The sequence below is a fragment of the Wenyingzhuangia heitensis genome (genome assembly GCF_011762155.1).
GTDB classification, from domain to species: domain Bacteria; phylum Bacteroidota; class Bacteroidia; order Flavobacteriales; family Flavobacteriaceae; genus Wenyingzhuangia; species Wenyingzhuangia heitensis.
In genome coordinates, this window is sequence record NZ_JAASQL010000001.1 from 451,342 (window position 1) to 471,429 (window position 20,088).

At 31.6% G+C, this 20,088-nt stretch carries 19 protein-coding genes and 1 pseudogene; 8 read left to right on the forward strand and 12 right to left on the reverse strand.

Features of this window, described 5'->3' with window-relative positions:
- Window positions 1-22: 22 nt before the first annotated feature.
- Together FHR24_RS01835 and FHR24_RS01840 are read right to left on the reverse strand one after the other, a co-directional pair.
- Complete coding sequence (locus FHR24_RS01835) at window positions 23-1,171, reverse strand: 5-(carboxyamino)imidazole ribonucleotide synthase (RefSeq protein ID WP_167183036.1); 1,149 nt, start codon at window positions 1,169-1,171, stop codon at window positions 23-25.
- Between the two features lie 49 nt (window positions 1,172-1,220).
- Window positions 1,221-1,673 (reverse strand): hypothetical protein, encoded by a 453-nt coding sequence (locus tag FHR24_RS01840; protein ID WP_167183038.1) that lies wholly within the window; start codon window positions 1,671-1,673, stop codon window positions 1,221-1,223.
- Window positions 1,674-1,806: 133 nt separating this feature from the next.
- On the opposite strand from FHR24_RS01840, the gene greA reads away from it, so the two are divergent.
- Window positions 1,807-2,280, forward strand: coding sequence for a transcription elongation factor GreA (gene greA, locus FHR24_RS01845; protein WP_167183040.1), 474 nt, complete (start codon window positions 1,807-1,809; stop codon window positions 2,278-2,280).
- Window positions 2,281-2,463: 183 nt separating this feature from the next.
- Complete coding sequence (locus tag FHR24_RS01850) at window positions 2,464-3,528, forward strand: UDP-N-acetylglucosamine--N-acetylmuramyl-(pentapeptide) pyrophosphoryl-undecaprenol N-acetylglucosamine transferase (protein WP_167183043.1); 1,065 nt, start codon at window positions 2,464-2,466, stop codon at window positions 3,526-3,528.
- On the opposite strand, the gene FHR24_RS01855 is transcribed toward FHR24_RS01850, so the two are convergent.
- Together FHR24_RS01855 and FHR24_RS01860 are read right to left on the reverse strand one after the other, a co-directional pair.
- The gene (locus tag FHR24_RS01855) at window positions 3,509-4,543 is read right to left on the reverse strand and encodes a sensor histidine kinase (protein ID WP_167183046.1); all 1,035 of its coding nucleotides are present in this window, start codon (window positions 4,541-4,543) and stop codon (window positions 3,509-3,511) included. The two genes, FHR24_RS01850 and FHR24_RS01855, sit on opposite strands and share 20 nt — an antisense overlap.
- The gene (locus FHR24_RS01860; protein WP_167183049.1) at window positions 4,533-5,225 is read right to left on the reverse strand and encodes a response regulator transcription factor; all 693 of its coding nucleotides are present in this window, start codon (window positions 5,223-5,225) and stop codon (window positions 4,533-4,535) included. The genes FHR24_RS01855 and FHR24_RS01860 overlap by 11 nt, the downstream gene beginning before the upstream one ends.
- A gap of 203 nt (window positions 5,226-5,428) precedes the next feature.
- On the opposite strand from FHR24_RS01860, the gene FHR24_RS01865 reads away from it, so the two are divergent.
- The 4 genes from FHR24_RS01865 (at window position 5,429) to FHR24_RS01880 (ending at window position 10,905) form a co-directional block, all read left to right on the forward strand.
- A complete protein-coding gene (locus FHR24_RS01865) occupies window positions 5,429-8,212 on the forward strand; it encodes a TonB-dependent receptor (RefSeq protein WP_167183052.1) in 2,784 nt (927 codons plus the stop codon).
- A 191-nt stretch (window positions 8,213-8,403) separates the two neighbouring features.
- Window positions 8,404-9,504 (forward strand): hypothetical protein, encoded by a 1,101-nt coding sequence (locus tag FHR24_RS01870; RefSeq protein WP_167183054.1) that lies wholly within the window; start codon window positions 8,404-8,406, stop codon window positions 9,502-9,504.
- 118 nt (window positions 9,505-9,622) lie between these two features.
- Window positions 9,623-10,327 (forward strand): 3'-5' exonuclease, encoded by a 705-nt coding sequence (locus FHR24_RS01875; protein WP_167183057.1) that lies wholly within the window; start codon window positions 9,623-9,625, stop codon window positions 10,325-10,327.
- Window positions 10,328-10,518: 191 nt separating this feature from the next.
- Window positions 10,519-10,905 (forward strand): HIT family protein, encoded by a 387-nt coding sequence (locus FHR24_RS01880; protein ID WP_167183060.1) that lies wholly within the window; start codon window positions 10,519-10,521, stop codon window positions 10,903-10,905.
- Window positions 10,906-10,963: 58 nt separating this feature from the next.
- Here FHR24_RS01880 and FHR24_RS01885 read toward each other — a convergent pair whose 3' ends face one another.
- The 4 genes from FHR24_RS01885 to mutS are packed head-to-tail and all read right to left on the reverse strand — an operon-like array spanning window position 10,964 to window position 15,763.
- The gene (locus FHR24_RS01885) at window positions 10,964-12,073 is read right to left on the reverse strand and encodes a sensor histidine kinase (protein WP_243846488.1); all 1,110 of its coding nucleotides are present in this window, start codon (window positions 12,071-12,073) and stop codon (window positions 10,964-10,966) included.
- Between the two features lie 35 nt (window positions 12,074-12,108).
- Window positions 12,109-12,570, reverse strand: coding sequence for an RNA methyltransferase (locus FHR24_RS01890; RefSeq protein WP_167183063.1), 462 nt, complete (start codon window positions 12,568-12,570; stop codon window positions 12,109-12,111).
- The gene (locus FHR24_RS01895; protein ID WP_167183065.1) at window positions 12,560-13,180 is read right to left on the reverse strand and encodes a trimeric intracellular cation channel family protein; all 621 of its coding nucleotides are present in this window, start codon (window positions 13,178-13,180) and stop codon (window positions 12,560-12,562) included. Before FHR24_RS01895 ends, FHR24_RS01890 begins: the two co-directional genes overlap by 11 nt.
- A gap of 6 nt (window positions 13,181-13,186) precedes the next feature.
- Window positions 13,187-15,763, reverse strand: coding sequence for a DNA mismatch repair protein MutS (gene mutS, locus FHR24_RS01900; protein ID WP_208412310.1), 2,577 nt, complete (start codon window positions 15,761-15,763; stop codon window positions 13,187-13,189).
- Between the two features lie 184 nt (window positions 15,764-15,947).
- Between mutS and FHR24_RS01905 the strand changes: the two genes are divergently transcribed.
- Entirely contained in the window at window positions 15,948-16,478 is a 531-nt protein-coding gene (locus tag FHR24_RS01905; RefSeq protein ID WP_167183071.1) for an RNA methyltransferase, read from the forward strand.
- A gap of 32 nt (window positions 16,479-16,510) precedes the next feature.
- Entirely contained in the window at window positions 16,511-17,248 is a 738-nt protein-coding gene (locus FHR24_RS01910) for an SGNH/GDSL hydrolase family protein (RefSeq protein WP_167183073.1), read from the forward strand.
- On the opposite strand, the gene FHR24_RS01915 is transcribed toward FHR24_RS01910, so the two are convergent.
- The 4 genes and pseudogenes from FHR24_RS01915 to FHR24_RS01930 all read right to left on the reverse strand — a co-directional run bounded on the left by FHR24_RS01915 (window position 17,245) and on the right by FHR24_RS01930 (window position 20,086).
- Window positions 17,245-18,501, reverse strand: a complete 1,257-nt coding sequence (locus tag FHR24_RS01915) for an outer membrane beta-barrel protein (RefSeq protein WP_167183075.1) — start codon at window positions 18,499-18,501, stop codon at window positions 17,245-17,247. The two genes, FHR24_RS01910 and FHR24_RS01915, sit on opposite strands and share 4 nt — an antisense overlap.
- Window positions 18,502-18,503: 2 nt before the next feature.
- Window positions 18,504-19,045 (reverse strand): annotated as a pseudogene (locus tag FHR24_RS01920) (RNA polymerase sigma factor).
- Window positions 19,046-19,084: 39 nt separating this feature from the next.
- Window positions 19,085-19,516 carry a hypothetical protein gene (locus FHR24_RS01925; RefSeq protein ID WP_167183077.1) on the reverse strand — a complete coding sequence of 144 codons (432 nt, stop codon included), beginning with the start codon at window positions 19,514-19,516 and terminating at the stop codon, window positions 19,085-19,087.
- 93 nt (window positions 19,517-19,609) lie between these two features.
- The gene (locus FHR24_RS01930; RefSeq protein WP_167183079.1) at window positions 19,610-20,086 is read right to left on the reverse strand and encodes a hypothetical protein; all 477 of its coding nucleotides are present in this window, start codon (window positions 20,084-20,086) and stop codon (window positions 19,610-19,612) included.
- Window positions 20,087-20,088: the final 2 nt, after the last annotated feature.

Below are 20,088 nucleotides of genomic sequence, written 5' to 3' on the forward strand. Positions count from 1 at the left end.
ATATAGATTTAGTTAAAGAGGTTTATTTGCTAATTACTTTAACAGTATTTTTTACCAATTCTGCTGTTTTACGAGCCACATTAATATCTTTATTCACAATGGTAACGTGTCCCATTTTACGGAAAGGTTTGGTTATTTTTTTACCGTATAAGTGTGGGGTTACTCCGTCTATTTTTAAAATGTCTTCTATTTTTTCGTAGACTACTTCACCTTCATATCCTTCGGCACCTACTAAGTTTACCATAATACCTGCTAATTTGCTATCGGTATTTCCTAAAGGTAAATTTAAAACAGTACGCAAGTGTTGTTCAAATTGACTGGTGTGAGATGCCTCAATACTATAATGCCCACTATTGTGTGTTCTTGGTGCAACTTCGTTTATAATGATGTCATCATTTTCTGTTTGAAACATTTCTACTGCTAATAAACCAACATGTTTAAAAGCATCGGCAACATCCATCGCTACTCTACGAGCTTTGGCGGCAACAGCATCACTAATACGGGCAGGACAAATTACATATTCTACTTGATTGGCTTCAGGATGAAATTCCATTTCTACCACAGGATATGTTTTTACTTTTCCGTTAGCATTTCTGGCTACAATTACAGCCAATTCGTTTTTAAACGGAATTAAATCTTCTGTAATACATTCTGTATCTGGCAAGTTGTTGATGTCTGCAACAGAACGAACAATTTTTACTCCCATTCCGTCGTATCCAAATTGTGCAGATTTCCATACAAAAGGAAAGTCTGTTAAGTTGGCTGCTTTTAATTCTGATAGAGAATTAAAACGTTGATGTGGAGAAGTTGGAATCTTATTTTTTTTGTAAAAATCTTTTTGTTTTCCTTTGTGTTGAATGGTTTCTATAACACTAGGTTGTGGGTATACTTTTACACCTTCTTGTTCTAATTGGTAAAGTGCTTTAATGTTTACGTGCTCTATTTCTATGGTAAGCACATCTACTTTTTTACCAAATTTATAGACATCGTTATAGTCTAATAAATTTCCTATAAAAAACTCGTTACAATAAGGGGCACAAGGAGCATCTTTAGAACTGTCTAATATGCAGGTGTGTACATCAAATTTTTGAGTTTCTGCTAAAAGCATTCTTCCTAATTGACCTCCACCAAGTACTCCTAATTTAAAGTTAGAAGAAAAATAATTTTCCATGTAAGTGTATTTGGTCGCAAAAGTACAAATAAAAGCGTTAATCTACCTTTTAAAAATTGGTGATTCTAACAGATCCATTTTCTAAAAAGGCACTATATTCTCTTAAATAATAGGTTTTTTCGCTATCACCTTCTCCTATAGTTACTCCAGTTATCTGTTGTGTAAAAGTAATATCATCATTAGCACAATTGGCACAAGACATTTCACCTGTTCCATTTTCAATGGTCATAGGAACTTGGCATTCATTTGGGTTTACGTATGGACATCCCAGATCAAATGCTCTAAATGTATTCCCGTCAATATTAAAAACTATAACGCCCATAAATCCTTGTCCAGCTTCTATATGATAATTCCCTATTCCAGATAGAGATATAAAAGAGGGGGTTGAGATACTAAAATTTACATTTGTATTGGGCACCATTGTGTTTTGTTGGTTAAAACCTTGGTTGGTGCAAGCTGTAAGTATTAAAAGAGTAAAAAAGAAAATGATATTTTTAATCATGGGGATATTTTCTATAAAATTTAGGAGGTAAAGATACAGAAATTTTTAGCTATCAATAATTTCTTTATATTTGTATAGGTCTCATTTCCAAAAGTGGTAATGAGATTTTTTGTGTTATAAAAATTTAGAGAAGATGAGCGAAGTATCATATTATTCAGAAGAAGGACTTAAAAAACTAAAGGGAGAGTTAGAATTTTTAGAGCAAGTAGAACGTCCTAGGGTAACTAACGAAATTGCAGAAGCAAGAGATAAAGGAGATTTAAGTGAAAATGCAGAATACCACGCAGCCAAAGAAGAGCAGTCTTTGTTGGAATTTAAAATAGCTAAATTAAAAAACGTGGTTGCAAATGCTCGTGTATTAGATGAGTCTCAGTTAGATACTTCTAAAATTTTAATACATTCTAAGGTAAAGCTTAAGAATATTGCCAATGGTATGGAGTTTAATTATCAGTTAGTAGCAGATTCGGAAACGGATATTCGCAATGGTAAGCTATCAGTAAATTCTCCTATAGGAAAAGGTTTATTAGGGTACAAGAAAGGTGAGGTTGCTGAAATTCAGGCTCCAAATGGAGTAATGAAATTTGAAATTATTGAAATTTCTAGATAGATTTCTAACGAAATTAAGAATTACTTAGGTTCTTAAAAACAGAGTTTTTAAGTCTATGTACAATAAAAATTAAGAGCATAAATTATTTTTTATGCTCTTAATTTTTATCTTTTTTTAAACAAAAAACAGCTATACAAATAAAGAAAGTTAAGTAATCATGTTTTTCTTTTTGTATTTTTAAATATGCAAAATCAAAAGGTTCCTAACAGAGTTATAGTGGCTCCATTAAATTGGGGGTGGGGACATGCAACACGTTGTATTCCTATTATAAAAGAACTTATAAATTTAGGGATTAAGCCTGTAGTGGCATCTGATGGTCAGGCTCTTGTTTTTTTGCAAAAAGAATTTCCAGAGATTGAATTTTTAGAACTACCGTCCTATAACATTCGTTATGGAAAACAGTTTAAATGGTCTATGTTTTTAAATATTCCTGCTATTTTAAGAGGGGTTTACAAAGAACATCAAGCGATTAAGGTATATATAAAAGCTCATAAAAATTCTTTGTTAGGTATGATATCAGACAATAGATTAGGGGTTTTTTCTAAACATCTTCCTTCGGTTTATATAACTCATCAATTAAGTGTTAAAGCGGGTGTAGGCTCTTTTTTTGTAAATAAATTCCATCATTATTTTATTAAAAAACATAAGGAATGTTGGGTTCCGGATGAAGAGAATAGTCTTTTGTCTGGAGCTTTGTCTAGATCTTTAAAAATTAAGATTCATTATATAGGAGTATTGTCGCGGTTTAAAAAACAAGAAATTCCTGTTGCGTATGAGTTGCTGATATTATTGTCTGGAATTGAATATCAAAGAAATGAATTAGAGTTAAAAATAAATAAGGCTTTATTGACTTATAAAAAACCTGTTTTGGTAGTTAGGGGAACTTTTGAACCATGTAAATATATGTATCCTAAAAATTGTACCGTGGTTAATTATTTACTGTCTAAAGATTTAGAAACGGCATTAAATAGTAGTCGTAGGGTTGTGTCTAGATCTGGTTACAGTTCGGTAATGGATTTGGCTACATTAAACAAAGAGGTTTTGTTTGTGCCTACTCCGGGGCAAACTGAGCAAGAGTATTTGGCTAGTTATTTAAAAGAAAGTGGATTGGCTAGTTTTTGTACTCAAAAGGAATTTGATGTTGAATTTTTACAATATAAAAAAACTGCTCAGTGGCCTGTGTTAACATCCAATGAGCAGTCTTTGTCTCTATGTATAAAAACTTTTTTTAACCTTTCTCTAGTGTAAAGTAAAAAGTGGAACCCTGTCCAATGGTGCTTTCAACATCTATAGTTTGCTCGTGTGCTTCTATAATATGTTTTACAATAGACAACCCTAAACCAGATCCTCCTTGGTCTCTAGACCTACTTTTTTCTACTCTATAAAAACGTTCAAACAAACGTTCTACATCTTCTTGTTTTACGCCTTCACCATTATCGGTTACGTTAATGGCTATTTTTTCATCATCTACATATTCTATAGAAACAATGGTGGTTCCTCCTATTTTTCCGTATTTAATAGAGTTCATAACTAAGTTGATTAGTACTTGTTCTATTTTGGCTTCATCTGCCAATACAAATTCAGGAATGTCGTAAAATTTATCAAGCCTTAATTTAATACTTCGCTTTTTAGCTTGCATTTCTAACAAATCAAACACTTTTTGAATAACTTTGATAATGTTAAACGTGTCTATTTTAAGTTTTAAATCGTTGGTTTCTAGTTTTGTAATCATGTCTAGGTCACCTACAATTTCACTTAATCTTGTGATGGCTAAGTTGGCTCTTTTTAAATATTTTTCTCTAATTTCTACATCTTCGGCAGCTCCCTCTATTAGTGTAAGTAAATAGCCTTGTACGGTAAATAAAGGAGTCTTAAGTTCGTGAGCTACGTTTCCTAAAAAGTCTCGTCTATAGTTTTCTCTAAAATTAAGTTTTTTAATTTCTTGTTTCTTTTTATAGGTATACTTTAAAATATCTCTAGCTAAAAAATCAAACTCATCAGCATTAATATTCGCGATTCTTCTTTTTTTAAGAGAGGTTACTTGTTTGTATATTTTATCTATTCTAAAGTTTATGTAGGTTTCTACTCCGTTGTTTATTATAATAATAAGGACTACAAAAAGTACAGCCGATAGAATTATAAAAACTTTGGTAGGGAGTATTACGTCTGTAAAGTACATAAACATTAATAGTACTACGTTTATACAACCAATAAGTATAAGTACGATGGCTATAGAAAAAAAGAAAAAGTTTTTAATCTTCATTTAATATAAACTTATATCCAACACCTTTAACTGTTTTAAAGTGATCGTCTCCAATTTTTTCTCTTAATTTTCTAATGTGAACATCAATAGTTCTATCTCCTACAACCACATCACTACCCCAAACTTTTTTCATAATGTTTTCACGGTTAAAAACTTTACCGGGTTTAGATGTTAACAAAGAAAACAATTCAAACTCTTTACGAGGTAAAATAATCTTCTCGTTGTCTTTAATCACTAAGTATTCGTCTCTATCTATAACAATACCTCCTAAATCGGTTGTGTTGTTGCTTTCTCCATCTTCTTTTAATCTTCTTAATAAAGATTTAATCTTGCTGGTTAAAACTTTAGGTTTAATTGGTTTGGTAATGTAGTCATCTGCCCCTGCATCAAACCCAGCTACCTGGCTATAATCTTCTCCTCTGGCAGTAAAGAAAGAGATAATTACATTCCCTAATTCTGGAATTTCTCTAATTTTTTCACAAGCTTCAACACCGTCCATTTCTGGCATCATTACATCTAATAAAATTAAGTGTGGTTGTATCTTTTTTGCTTGACTTACAGCTTCTAAGCCGTTGCTTGCTGTGTATATATCGTATCCTTCTTTTTTAAGGTTGTAACCTACAATTTCTAAAATATCTGGTTCATCGTCTACCAAAAGAATTTTAATCTGATTTTTCTCCATTATGTCTTGAATTAGTCGGTGCAAATTTATGATTTTCTAATATACAAAAGAGTTTCTTAACAATGATTTAATACTGTGGCGTAGTTAACATAATATACAAAACCTCTTAACGCTATGTTAACACAAAGGTAATGGTAGCTTAGGCTCTTTAAGGTATTTATTATAGATTTTTGCACCGCTTTTAAACAAATATAGCATTGATAATGAGAAATTTATTAGTTACATTTTTTACTTTAATGACCGTGTTTACGTACGCACAGTCTAAAGGGACAATTTCAGGATTAGTACAAGACAAAGATATGGACTTGGAGCCATTACCATTTGTAAGTGTTTATGTAGAAGGTAATACAAGTTTAGGTACTACTACAGACTTTGATGGAGTTTACCGTTTGCAATTAAAACCTGGTGTCTATACCGTGGTTTATGATTTTGTTGGTTACAAATCTGTAAAAAAACAAATAGTTGTTAAAGGAGGAGCTTCTCAAAAAATTACGGTTGTTATGGAATCTGTTGCCGATGCTTTAGATGCAGTGGTTTTAACGGCTGTTACTAACAAACAGAGTGAGGCAGCGTTAGTAGATGTTCAAAGAGAAGCTGTTGAAATTGTTACTGCAATTGGATCAGATGAAATGTCAAAAAAAGGTGTAAGCGATGTGGCTGCTGCAGTTACTAAGGCAGCAGGAGTTACTAAGCAAGAAGGAGGTTCTGGTAGTATCTTTGTTAGAGGTTTAGGGGATCGTTATAACGTTACTACTTTAAACGGATTACCACTACCGTCTAATAATCCATCTAATAAAAATATAAGTTTAGATATCTTTTCTACTGACATTGTTGAATATGTAGGGATTAGCAAAACATTTGAATCTCAAAATTATGCTGATTTTGGAGGTGCAAATATTGATATCAATTCAAAAAAATTCTCAGGAAGCCCTTATGTGAAATTAGGATTAGGAGCTGGAGTAAATTCAAATGTTTTAGGAGAAAGTTCTTTTTATTTACAAGATGGACCAAGTTATTTTGGTTTTGCTACAGGTGAAGCATCTTCTACTCCTTTTAATCCGAGTAGCTATGGAACAAGTTGGGATAGAAAAAAATCAACAAATAATGTGTTAAACAATAGTTTGTCTCTTTCAGGTGGTAGAAAATTTGACTTAGGAAATGCTGGTAAAATAAGTGCTTTTTTAACAGCTTCATTTGATAATGATAGTAAGTTTATTGAAGGTATTAGTAGAAGCAGTGTAACTGCTCAAGGGGATAAAAATTCAGATTTTTATAAAAAAGCTTATAAATATAGTACCAACTCTACTTTAATGGGTACGGCTGATTATAAAATAAACTCAACAAACTCTATTTTGTTTACAACATTGTTTTTGAATTCTTCATCGCAGCAATATGCAGAGTACCAGGGTGAAAATCAAAATTTTGATGGTGGGGCTCCTGGGGCAAATGATTTAAGTGGTTTTATTAAGAGAAGTACTTTTGATAAAACTCAATTAATAGTAAATCAGTTAGTAGGTAAACACAATGTTAATGATCAATTGGATGTTAATTGGGCTTTAGGATATAGTCTTTTAAATAATGAAATTCCAGATCGTATGCAGAATACTTTTATTCCTGCAAGAGATGGTTCTGATGATTATACTTTTTTCTCGAATGGTGGAATTAACAATCACCGTTACTACCAGAACTTAGATGAAAATGAATTTTCTAGTAATATAGCTGTTTCATATCGTTTTAGTAAAGATGAAGACGATGCGTATAAAGGAAAAATAACTTTAGGGTATGCAAATAGATTTAAGTCAGTAGAGTTTAATTCAAACCAATATTCTTTTCAACCATTGAATGATAGATATGTGTTTTCAGAAGATCTAATTCATAATGTAGATCAAATTTTTGAAGCAACTCCTTTTTCTACATCAGCAGGTGATAAAGTTAGTCTGTTGGAACAAGAGTATAGCGGTGATCTATTTGTAAACTCTATATTTACAAATTTACAATATAAATTATCAAAAAAATTAACAGCTATCTTAGGAGTAAGATTTGAGTCTGTAAATCAAAACGTGTCTTTTTCAAACTCCACAATACCAGATGGAGATGAATCTGAATTTAATGCTTTTAAGGTTTTACCTAGTTTGATTTCTAAATATAAAATTAACGATAAACAAAACGTGAAATTAGCATTTAGTCAAACTTATACTTTACCTCAGTTTAAAGAAAAAGTAGCTTTGCCTTATGAAGAGGTAACTCAAGTTTATCAAGGGAATCCTGATTTATATGAGTCTACTAATTATAACTTAGACTTAGGATGGGAGCTGTTCCCTGGTAATGCAGAGTTGTTATCTGTGACCACTTTTGGTAAAATAATTCAAAATCCTATTAATGAGGTTTTTGTGAATTCTGCATCGGGAGATATTAGTTATGTAAATAGTGGAGAGCAAGCGTTAGCTGTTGGTGTTGAGCTTGAGTTAAAGAAAAATATTTTTGTTATTGAGAGTAAAGATATGTTGCAAACAAAGTTATCTTATGGTTTAAATGCTTCATATATATATACGGATCAAGATTTGGATGCAGACAAAGTAAGTAGTGAAAATGATTTTGGAGCAAGTTTTACGTTTGAGAATTCTAAGTTAGCGGGTGCTTCTGATATTTTAGCAAATGCTGATGTTAGTTTTTTTCAAGAGTTTTCTGACAATAAAGACATAACAGCAACGGTTTCTTATTCTTATTTTTCAGATAAATTGGCCGTAATTGGAACTAGAAATAGAGGTAATTATATTGATAAAGCTGTAAATAAATTAGATTTTATTGCAAAAGCAAGTTTATCAAAACAATTAAAACTAGGACTTTCTTTTAAGAATATTTTAAATCCTAAATATGAAAGAATACAGGCACAAAGTGAGGTAGAGGGTAGAAATAACCCAGATGTAGTTATTAGCTCATATAAGCTAGGGTCTAGTTTAAGCGTCTCTTTAGGGTATACATTCTAATAGGAAAGTAAATCTTAAACTAAAAAGCCATACTTATAAAATAAGTATGGCTTTTTAGTTAACAAAAAGTTCACAAATCAAAAGTATACTTAACAAGAACTTAATAAGTTCTTAACTTATTAAAATAAACAGTTGTTCTTTCTTTGTATCAACAAAATTTGAAACAAAAACATAACAAAATTTTTATTAAAATGAAAAAATCAATTTTATCAATTTTAGCAATTGCTACTTTAGTTTTTACAAGTTGTTCAAGTGACAATGGAGATGATAACAAAAAGAGTTCTTTTGTGTTAACAGCTAGTGATTTAAAAGGGGATATTACAGATGGAACTGTAACTTTAAAAGCTTCTGATGAATATACGTTAACAGGAGCCTTAGTTGTTAGATCTGGTGCTTCTTTAAAAATTCCTGCAGGAACTACTATTAAGTCTTCTGCTACTGCAAGTGCACAATCTTTATATATTGCTGTTGAAAGAGGAGCTAAAATCTTTATCGAAGGAGAAGCAAATAATCCAGTGGTAATGACTTCAGGTAAATCGTCTCCATCTCAAAGTGACTGGGGAGGATTAGTAATTTGTGGTGATGGAATAACAAATGTAGGAACTGATGCTACTTCTGAAGTTGCAAGTTTAAAGTATGGAGGAGCTAATAATAACGATTCTTCAGGATCTATAGAGTTCTTAAAGATTTCTTACACAGGAGCTAATAACGGTTCTGATAAAGAATTTAATGGAGTTTCTTTCTTTGCTGTTGGTTCTGGAACTGTAGTAGAAAACATATACACTTTTGAAAGTGGAGATGATGGAATCGAATTCTTTGGAGGTGCTGTAGCTGCAACTAACTTAAGAATTGAAAACTCTTATGATGATTCTTTAGATTTTGCTGATGGATTTGTAGGTTCTGTAACTAATGTATACATCAAAGGTGTTACTAAAGCTGGAATTGAAGGTTCTAACAATGGAGAAGATACTGCTGCTTTACCATTAACAGATGCTAAAATTAGTAATGTATCAATTATTAAAGGAGAAGGTTTTGGAGCATCTGAACAAGCAATTAACTTAAAAGAAGGTACTGGTAAACAAGCTTACACTAACTTATTTGCTGAAGGTACTGCTAGTTTTGCTAAAATTTCTAGTGATAGTAATACTACTGCAAGAATTGCAGCTGGAGATGTAAAAGTTAACGGAAGTGCGTTTGTTTCAGCAAATAATACTATTGCTGATTATGTTTCAACTGAAACTGGAGCTGGAAACGGAGCTACTGTACCAACTTGGGCTACTAAAATTCAATAATTTTTTATGATTGTTTAAATCAATCTAAAATATAAAACCCCACCTTTATGAGGTGGGGTTTTTGCATTTTGTCTGTTTTTGTCTTGGTCAATAAAATTGTATTTTTAAAAGAAAAAAGATGAATACAAAAATTGAAAAAGAAAATATTCTGTTCTTAGATATAGAAACAGTGCCTTTATATGCTACTTTTAACCAAGCACCCGAACTAGAACAAGAATTATTTGCTGCCAAAACAACTTACAAAAGAGGAGAAGAATATACTCCCGAAGAGTTTTACGATCGAGCAGGTATTTGGGCAGAGTTTGGTAAAATAGTCTGTATCTCGGTTGGCTATTTTGTAAACCAGCAATTAAGAATCACCTCATTTGCATCAGACAACGAAAAGGAATTGCTTACCGAGTTTAAAAATTTATTAGAAAGCTATTTTAACAAGCCTAATCATATTTTGTGTGGTCATAATGCCAAAGAGTTTGATTTTCCTTTTATAGCGCGTAGAATGATTATTTTAGACATTGCTTTGCCTAACTCATTAAACCTTGCAGGAAAAAAACCATGGGAAATACCACATTTAGATACGTTGGAAATGTGGAAGTTTGGAGATTACAAACATTATACATCCTTAAAACTATTAACTTATATTTTAGGAGTTCCCAGTCCCAAAGGAGATATAGATGGTAGCCAAGTAGGAAACGTATATTACAACGACAAAGACTTGCCAAGAATTGTACGCTATTGCGAACAAGATGTTTTGGCACTAGCTAGGGTGTATTTAAGGTTTACGCATGACAAAGTTGTTACCGATGAAGATGTTGTTTTTGTTTAGTACTTGTATTAAGGTTAAGTTTGATGATTTTATTTTTTGCGATAAATAATAACTAAATTTTATCAATATGCTTATCTTCATTTTTTATTTAGTGCTACCTGATTTCTTGTTTTTTAAGATTTAAACAAATAATAAAATCTAAATAAATTAGAGGTGTAGAACTTGGTCATTATAGATTTAATATTAAAGACATGAGTATTTTTACAAAGATTATTAAAGGGGAAATTCCCTCTTATAAAATTGCAGAAAACGAAGATTTTTTTGTGTTTCTAGACATCAACCCAAATGCAGAAGGACATACGTTGGTAGTTCCTAAACAAGAAGTAGATAAGCTGTTTGACTTGGATGATGAATTGTACGCAAAACTATTTAACTATTCTAAAACCATTGCAGCGGCTATAGAAAAAGCAGTGCCTTGTAACAGAGTAGGTTTATCTGTAATAGGCTTGGAGGTTCCGCACGTACATGTGCACTTAGTACCTTTAAACCAAATGGCAGATGCCACTTTTGAAAAAAAAGTAAAATTAACCGAAGAAGAATTTAAAGCATTGGCAGTAAAAATTGCAAGTTATTTGTAATTCTTAAATCCTGCTTTAGAATATATAAAACCTCCATCATTTTATGATGGAGGTTTTGTTATTTAGGAATCTTAATTAAAAAAGTGGTTCCTGTGTGTTTTTGAGACTGCTTTACAAATACTTTTCCATTGTGATATTTGGTAATAATTCTTTTGGTTAAAGAAAGTCCCAATCCCCAACCACGTTCTTTGGTGGTAAAGCCAGGTTCGAATATTTTTTTCTGCAAGTTTTTTGGAATTCCTTTTCCTGTATCTGTAATTAAAATTTGTATTTCGTTAGAAGTATCTCGTAACTGAATGTCTATGTTTCCTTTACCAGACATGGCATCAATAGCGTTTTTAATAATGTTTTCTAACACCCATCCAAATAAGTCTTTGTTTAGTTTTACAGATAGTTTATTGTTTGGTTTGTTGTAGTTAAAAACTACATTTTTAGAGCTTCTAGATTTAAAATAAGCAATAGTATCTTCTATAATTAAAGATGGATTGTGGATGTTTAGAATAGGTTCTGATCCTATTTTAGAAAATCTATTAGCAATAATATTTAAATGTTCTACATCTTTCTGAATTTCATCTACGTAGGTTTGATCAATGTTTTCGCTTCTAAGAATTTCTACCCAGCCTAATAGAGAAGAAAGGGGAGTTCCTATTTGGTGTGCTGTTTCCTTAGCCATACCACTCCATAGCTTGTTTTTATCAGAAATAGACGAAGCATTAAATACATTGTAAATAATTAAAAGAAAAATAACAAAGATAAAAGCCAGTGCTAGTGGGTAAAATCTTAATCTGTTTAAAATCTCAGAATTGGAATAATAGATATACTGATTTTTATCTTTAGAGATGTTTATTTCTATAGGGAGATGAACTTTTTTCATTTCCTCTAATCGTTTAGAAAGAACTTTTTGTTTGTTATTTTCTTTATAAGGAATGTTTTGGTCTAATAAAATGGTGCCTTCAACATCGGTAACAATCATAGGAATAGAATTGTTGTTTTCTATAATTTTTACCAATAAGCTAATATCTTCATTGTTGGTGGCTTTGTTAAACTGCACATAAGCTTCTGCCAATATTTCCATTTTAATTTCTTCCTGCTTTTGAAAGCTATTAAAAAAGATATAGGTGTACCATAAAATAACGCTAATTATTCCAGTGGCAAGAACCAAAAGCATTTGCTTTGATTTTATAAATTGAAAAACAAGTTTCATTATAGGTTTATAGGTGTTTTAGCTCCTCTATCATACATAACAATGCTCCCAGCAACAGCTACATTTAGGCTTAAGGTTGATTTAAATTTAACTAAAAAATGTGATTTATCAATAGCTTCTTTAGACAAACCGTGATCCTCAGCACCTAATAAATAAACGCATCTTTTTGGATGCTCAAACGTTTCTAACGGAACCGATTTTTCATCTAATTCTACACCTACAAGTACAGCGCTTTTAGGAATGTGTTTGTAAAACTCTTCAAAACTATCATAATGAAAATAAGGCATGGCACCAACAGCTTTGTGCGTATCACAAGCTTGTTTAGCGTATCGATTGCCAATGGTGTAAATAAAACTAGCCCCCATGTTTTGAGCAGATCTCCATAAAACCCCCAAATTTTCGGGAGTTTTTCCGTTGTATATTCCAATACCAAAATATCCTTGTTCTAAATTATTGATCATGTTTTTTTTTGTAAATAGTGGGTAACGATACTTTAAAATATACAGCTGCTAATCTAATTAGAATGGTAAAAATAACAGGAATAATTTGTGAGTATGGATTGGGTATATTTAATTTAAGTAATAATAAATAAAGAAATCCTCCTAAAATACTAGCGGTGGCATAAATTTCTTTTTTAAAAATAACGGGAATTCTATTTACCATTACATCACGTAAAACTCCACCAAAAACACCTGTTACAGTTCCTAATAAAATACAAATAGAATTATCTAATTGGTTTTGTAAGCCAATTTGCACACCTGTTATGGTAAATAAACCCAGACCTAAAGCATCGTAAAAAAACATAGGTTTAGAAAAAAAATCTAATCTATTTTTTAAGACCATAGCCAAAATAGCACCTGCAAGTACGGCATAAAGCATAGAGGTGTTGTAGAGCCAAAAAACTTCTTTGGCTAATAAAATATCTCTTAAAGTTCCTCCTCCAACAGCCGTAATAAAAGCAACAATTAAGACTCCAAAAGGGTCTAATCTTTTTTTAATGGCAATTAATGCCCCCGAAATGGCAAAAACAAAAGATCCAGAAACGTTTATGTATTCAATAATAGTGATCATTTAAGTTTATTTACCAGTTAACATTCGTTTAATTTCGTTTAATTTCATCAACGCTTCTACAGGAGTTAAGTTATTAATGTCTGTGGCTAAAATTTCTTCTTTAATACCGTCTAACAAGGGGTCGTCTAATTGAAAAAAGCTCAATTGAAAATCTTCTTCTTGAGTTGCGTTTTCTATTTTTGCTTTGTTGTTTTCTAGTCCGTGACTTTTCTCCAATTGTGTTAGCATTTTGTTGGCTCTGTGAATTACCGCTTGTGGCATTCCGGCTAGTTTTGCTACATGAATACCAAAACTATGCTCACTACCTCCTGGGGTTAATTTACGCAAGAAAATAACTTTGTCTTTTAGTTCTTTTACAGAAACATTAAAGTTTTTGATTCTAGCAAAGGTGCTAGACATATCGTTTAGTTCGTGATAATGTGTGGCGAATAATGTTTTTGCCTGACTAGGGTGTTCGTGTAAATATTCTGCAATAGCCCATGCAATAGAAATTCCATCATAGGTACTGGTTCCTCTACCAATTTCGTCTAATAAAATCAAACTTCGTTCGGATACGTTGTTTAGAATACTAGCGGTTTCGTTCATTTCTACCATAAAAGTAGATTCTCCCATAGAAATGTTATCACTAGCTCCTACACGTGTAAATATTTTGTCAACCACACCAATTCTGGCTTGTTGTGCAGGTACATAACTCCCCATTTGTGCTAACAAAACAATCAATGCTGTTTGTCTTAATATGGCCGATTTACCCGACATGTTAGGTCCGGTAATCATAATAATTTGTTGCTGATTTCTGTTTAAAACAATATCATTGGCAATGTATTCTTCTCCAAAAGCCAGTTGTTTTTCTATTACAGGATGACGACCGTTTTTAATTTCTATTTCGGTAGTTTCATCAATACTAGGTCTTACGTAACTATTATTAATTGCTAAGGTGGCAAAACCACACAAACAATCTAACTGAGCAATTAAATTTGCGTTTAGCTGAATGGGTTGTATGTAGTCTGTTAAAAACTGGATTAATTTAGAAAATAATTGTTGTTCTAATTGTGCAATTTTTTCTTCGGCTCCTAAAATTTTAGTTTCATATTCTTTTAATTCTTCGGTAATGTAACGTTCTGCATTTACCAAGGTTTGTTTACGAATCCAATCATCTGGAACTTTGTCTTTATGGGTGTTTCTAACTTCTATATAATAACCAAAAACGTTGTTAAATGCTATTTTTAAGGTTGTAATTCCGGTACGTTCTATTTCTCTTTTTAGTAAATTGTCTAAATACTGTTTTCCCGAATTAGAAATGTTTCTTAATTCGTCTAATTCATCAGAAACACCTGTAGCAATTGCATTCCCTTTGTTAATGCTTACGGGAGCATCGTTTACTAAAGTAGTGGCAATTTTTTGTCTAAGTAAAGTACAATCTTGTAATTGTTCTCCAATGGCTTTTAAAGTGATGTTATCGCTTTCTTCTGCTGCTTTTTTGATGGGAATAATAGCATCTAAAGATTGTTTTAAGTAGGTTACTTCTCTAGGGTTTATTTTTCCGGTAGCTACTTTAGAGATTAAACGTTCTATGTCGCTAATTTGCTTAATTTGATATTCGGTAGTTTTGTAAAATTCATCGTGATTCATAAAGTAATTCACTACTTCATGTCTCTTGGTAATTTGAGTCGCTTCTTTTAAAGGCAAAGCCAACCAGCGTTTTAGCAAACGAGCTCCCATAGGAGAGTTGGTTTGGTCTATAATGCTTAAAAGAGTGACAGCGTTTTCGTTGGTAGAATGATACAATTCTAAGTTACGAATGGTAAAACGATCCATCCAAACGTAATCATTTTCATGTACGCGTTGAATACTTGTAATATGGTTTAGTTGATTGTGTTGTGTTTCTGATAAATAATATAAAATCGCTCCAGAAGAAATTACTCCTTCTGACAAGTTTTCTACTCCATATCCTTTTAAAGAATTTACTTTAAAGTGATTCAATAAATTTTCGGTGGCAAATTCTATCTGAAAAACCCAATCGTCTAAATAAAAAGTATGAAATCTATCTCCAAACGTATCTTTAAATATTACTTTGTTTTTCTTTTCGACTAAAATTTCGCTAGGGGCAAAGTTTTGTAATAATTTATCAATGTAGCTTTCATCTCCCTGAGCCGCTAAAAATTCTCCTGTAGAAATATCTAAAAAAGAAACTCCCATGTTTTTTTTTCCAAAATGTACAGCCGCTAAAAAATTGTTGTTTTTAGACTGTAGTACTTCATCATTTAAGGCTACTCCTGGGGTAACCAATTCTGTAACACCACGTTTTACAATAGTTTTGGTCATTTTAGGATCCTCTAACTGGTCGCAAATAGCCACACGTAAGCCCGATTTTACCAATTTAGGTAAATAAGTATTTAAAGAATGATGTGGGAATCCTGCCAAAGCTGTTTCAGAATCGCTGCCTGCACCACGCTTGGTTAGGGTAATATTTAAAACTTGTGCGGCTTTAATGGCATCGGTACCAAAAGTTTCGTAAAAGTCACCAACTCTAAACAACAACATAGCATCTGGGTATTTTGTTTTAATACCGTTGTATTGCTTCATTAAAGGAGTCTCTTTTTTTACTTTGGTTTTAGCCACAATGATGATTTTTTTGGATTCTTAGCGAAATTAAATTTTTTAAAGAAACTGATGAAAGATACACGTAAAAGTTATTAAGGTTCTATTGACAATTTGTACAATTTTATCAGAAATTACCCTAATTTTGAAACTTCTTAAATTTAAAGCAATGCGTAAACTTAAAAACAGCGAATTAAATAGATTAGATGTAGAAGCTTTTAAAACGACTAAAAAAACACCTTTGATTGTTGTTTTAGACAATATTAGAAGTTTAAATAATATTGGATCTGTATTTAGAACTAGCGATGCCTTTGCGATTGAAAAAATTTATTTATGTGGAATTACGGCAATCCCTCCTAATAAAGAAATTCATAAAACAGCTTTGGGTGCTACGGAATCTGTTGCGTGGGAATATGTAGAAGACACATTAAGTTTGATTGAAAAATTAAAAGCAGACGGAATTGTAACTGCGGCTATAGAGCAAGCAGAAAACAGTGTAAAACTGCAAGATTTTACTGTTAATTCTACAGAAAAGTATGCTATTGTAATGGGTAACGAGGTAAAAGGAGTACAGCAAGAAGTAATAAATGCTTGTGATTATTGCATAGAAATTCCTCAATTTGGAACCAAACATTCTTTAAATATATCGGTAACTACAGGGGTTGTACTTTGGGATTTGTTTAAACAGTTTCAGTTTTAAAACCTTTTTGCTGTTTTATTCGTACCTAAGGTATGAGAAAATATATTTACTTTTTAGCGATAGGTTGTTCTTTGTGTTTGTTTGGATGTGATAAAGAATCTAACGAAATAGATGTTTTAATAGAAAATCCAATAGAGCCTGAGAGTCCAATAGATATTGAGGAGAATTCTGATTTTATTTATAAACTCCTTTCTTTAGGAGATAGCTATACCATTGGAGAAAGTGTGTGTACAACTTGCCGTTTTCCGGAGCAATTAAAGTCTAAAATAGAAGAAAATAGCAATGCAACGGTAAATTTAAAAATAATTGCCAGAACTGGCTGGACCACTACAGATTTAAAAAGCAATATAAATTTAAGCCTTGCAACAGATTACGATTTTGTAACCTTGTTGATTGGGGTGAATAATCAGTTTCAGGGAATTGATTTTGAAGTGTATAAACAAGAATTTCCTGAGTTAGTACATATAGCAATAAAAGCAGCAAAAGGGAATATAAATAATTTGGTGGTGGTTTCTATACCCGATTATGCATTTACTCCATTTGGAGGAGGAGATGTTACTATTACAAAAGAAATAGAAAAATACAATCAGTTTGCGAAAGCGTATTGTTTAAACAATAATATTGAGTTTTTAAACATTACAGATATTACACAGCAAGGATTTAGTCAGCCAAGTTTAGTTGCGAGTGATGGATTACATCCGTCAGAGTTGGCTTATCAAAAAGTAATAGAAAGGTTGTATCCGTTGTTTTTACAAAAAGTTACAAACTAAAATTTGTAGTTGATTCCTGAAGAAACTCCCAGTAAATAAGGATTGTTGTTAGAGCTGTTAAATGTTTGTGTCTGAATTTTTAGAGAAGGAGCAAGATTTAAAAACCATTTTTTCGAAAAATGATATTCAAAATCAGTTCCAATATTAAAACTAAAATTAAGACTGTTTAAGTTGTTGGCTTCTCCTTCAGATAAAATAAATTGATCTTGTTGAACCTCTACTTTATTTTCTGTTAAAAACAACGTACTAAGTCCGCCCACTGCATAAATGGTAAATTTACGAGCTTCAATAAGTTTAAAGTCAATTTCTACAGGAATTTCTATATAGCCAATAGTTTGTTTTAGTTCGCTGTTGGGATTATTTACAAAACTAAGTGCCGATAAATTCTCAGAGTCAGAAGACCTACTTTCTTCTAATAAAGGAGTACCATCTCTGGAGATTTGTTGTGTAGAGTTTGCAAAAGAAGAGTTTGCCTGAATTCCAGAAACTAAATTTCCGGAGGTAGTTTGTAGTAGGTTAATTCTATGAATTCCTGTTTTTATTCTTAATTTGTCAGAAGCATTGTAAGCAATGTTAAGACCAAAAGCGGTAGACATTTCTCCTGTTTTTTCGGCATTGTCTAATCTTGAATCTACAGGAGAATCGTTAGAAAATGCACCGTAGTAATATTGAGAAATCACAGGAGCAATGCTCCATCCCTTTTTTGTTGATTTTTGTTTTTTAATGCTTTTAATTGTTTTTTCTTCTAATTTTTTTTTGGGGACTAAAATAGTTTTGTTTTGTAAATTAGTAGTAAGTACCTTTTTTGGTTTGCTGTTTTTGCTATGTGGATTGGTTTCTGTTTTTTGATTGAAAGCGATGGTGTTATCTAATTTTTGTAGCTTGGCATTTTTGCTACTAGTCACTGTTTTCTTTTTAAAAGATTGATGTTTAACTTTTTTTTTTGTTTTTTGTAAAAAGGCTAAGGTGTTGGTATTCAGTAATGAATCTTTTTTGGTAGATAAAGGAGTGCTAGCTTGTTTTAAATAAGCGTGATTGTAAATAGGTTGTGTTGCGTTTTGTTTTATAATAAAAAAGCCTAAAAGTAGTAATGCCGCAATGGCTCCAGAGGTCCAGTACCAAACAAATCCTTTAGTAGCGTTTTGTTGAGCTACTAAAGAACCTTCAATTTTAGACCATACAGCAGCACTAGGATTTATTTCTAAATCCCTTAGCTTTTCTTGATACAACCTTTCTATGTTTTTAGGTTCCATACTTAAAAATTGTTTTGATTTTGTTGTGCTCCATTTTCGAGTTCTTTCTTTAGAATTGCTTTAGCTCTAGACAAATTAGATTTAGAGGTTCCTACAGAAATAGCTAACATGTTGGCTATTTCTTTATGAGAATATCCATCTAAAACATAGAGGTTAAAAACCAATCTGTGTATCTATTGGGTAGTTTTTGAATACTTTGTAGAAGTGTTTCTAAATCTAAGTTGTCATCATTTATTTCTACAGTTATTTCGTCCTTAATTTCCTCATTTATCAAAGGAAAAACTTTGTCTTTTCTGTATTTTTCTAGAGCTGTATTTATTACAATTCTTTTCATCCATCCTTCAAAAGATCCTTGGTGTTTAAATTGGTCTATTTTTTGTAAAATAGTTAAAAACCCATCATGCAAATTATCTTCTGCCTCTTGTTTGTTATTTGAGTATTTATAGGATACAGCATAAAGTTTAGCAGCAAATAATTTGTACAAACTAGCTTGGGCTTTGGAGTTGTTTTGCTGACACTGCTTTATGATTTTTTTTAAATGCATGTTTAGTTGCTGGCTAAGTAGTTTTTTTAATTCTAAAACTTATTCTACTTCACCTTCCTCAATAACTCTTACAATTTTTTCCTCATAAATGGATTCGTTGTCATCATTTACCCCTTTGTAAAGTTTAAAAATATAATCCTCTTTTTGATTGGCAGTTATTTTATAAACTTGTTCCTCTTCTATTGTAGCCTGATTACAATTAGAGTCTTCATCAACATAAGCAACTATAGCCATAGTTTTTATAGAGTCATTCTCTTTATTAGCTACATAATACAGGTTGTTATAATAGTAACAGCTGTTGGGTAAAGTGTATTTTAAGGTAATATCATATTGTTCGTTGTAGTTTAAACTGTCTGGAATAATTAGTTCATCCACAGAAATGTATTCGTGATGAAAATTTGGTAATTCCTGATCGTTGGAACAAGACACAAGACTATAAAATAGTAGGGATACAATTAATAAATGTTTCATAAGTAACGTGTTTTTAAAATTCTCTTACCCCATAGATGTTAAAAAGATAAAAAGGTTGCTTGTAAAATTTTAAAAAAAAATATGGATAAAAAATTAATGGGATTGTATAACTAGCGGTAGCGTGTAAGTACTTGTAATTGGAATTCCTCTTTTTTGAGCAGGAGCAATACTAGGTAATTCATGAATAATTTCTTGAATATTGATAGACAACTTAGGAAACACAAGTAAAAGAGAATCTTTGGCTTTAATGCGATTAAAAATAAATTGTCCTTTTTGATTAATGCTAAAATGAATAAAAACAGTGTCTATGATATTTTTGTCTGTTTTGAAATGTAGATTTTGAACACGTTGATTGATTTTTTTATACATTGTTTTTTCAAAGCAAATTTTATTTTCTTCAAAACTTAACAAAGCTTCGCAGTCTTTAAATTGAGGGAACTGATCTACTTGAGTAAAATCGATAGGATCTTGTTTTTCCACATTCCCTTTACATAAAATAGAGGCTACTGAGCATATTTTCTGGCAAGAGAAAAGAGATAGGGTTAAAAGAATGGCAATCAGTTTGTTCATAG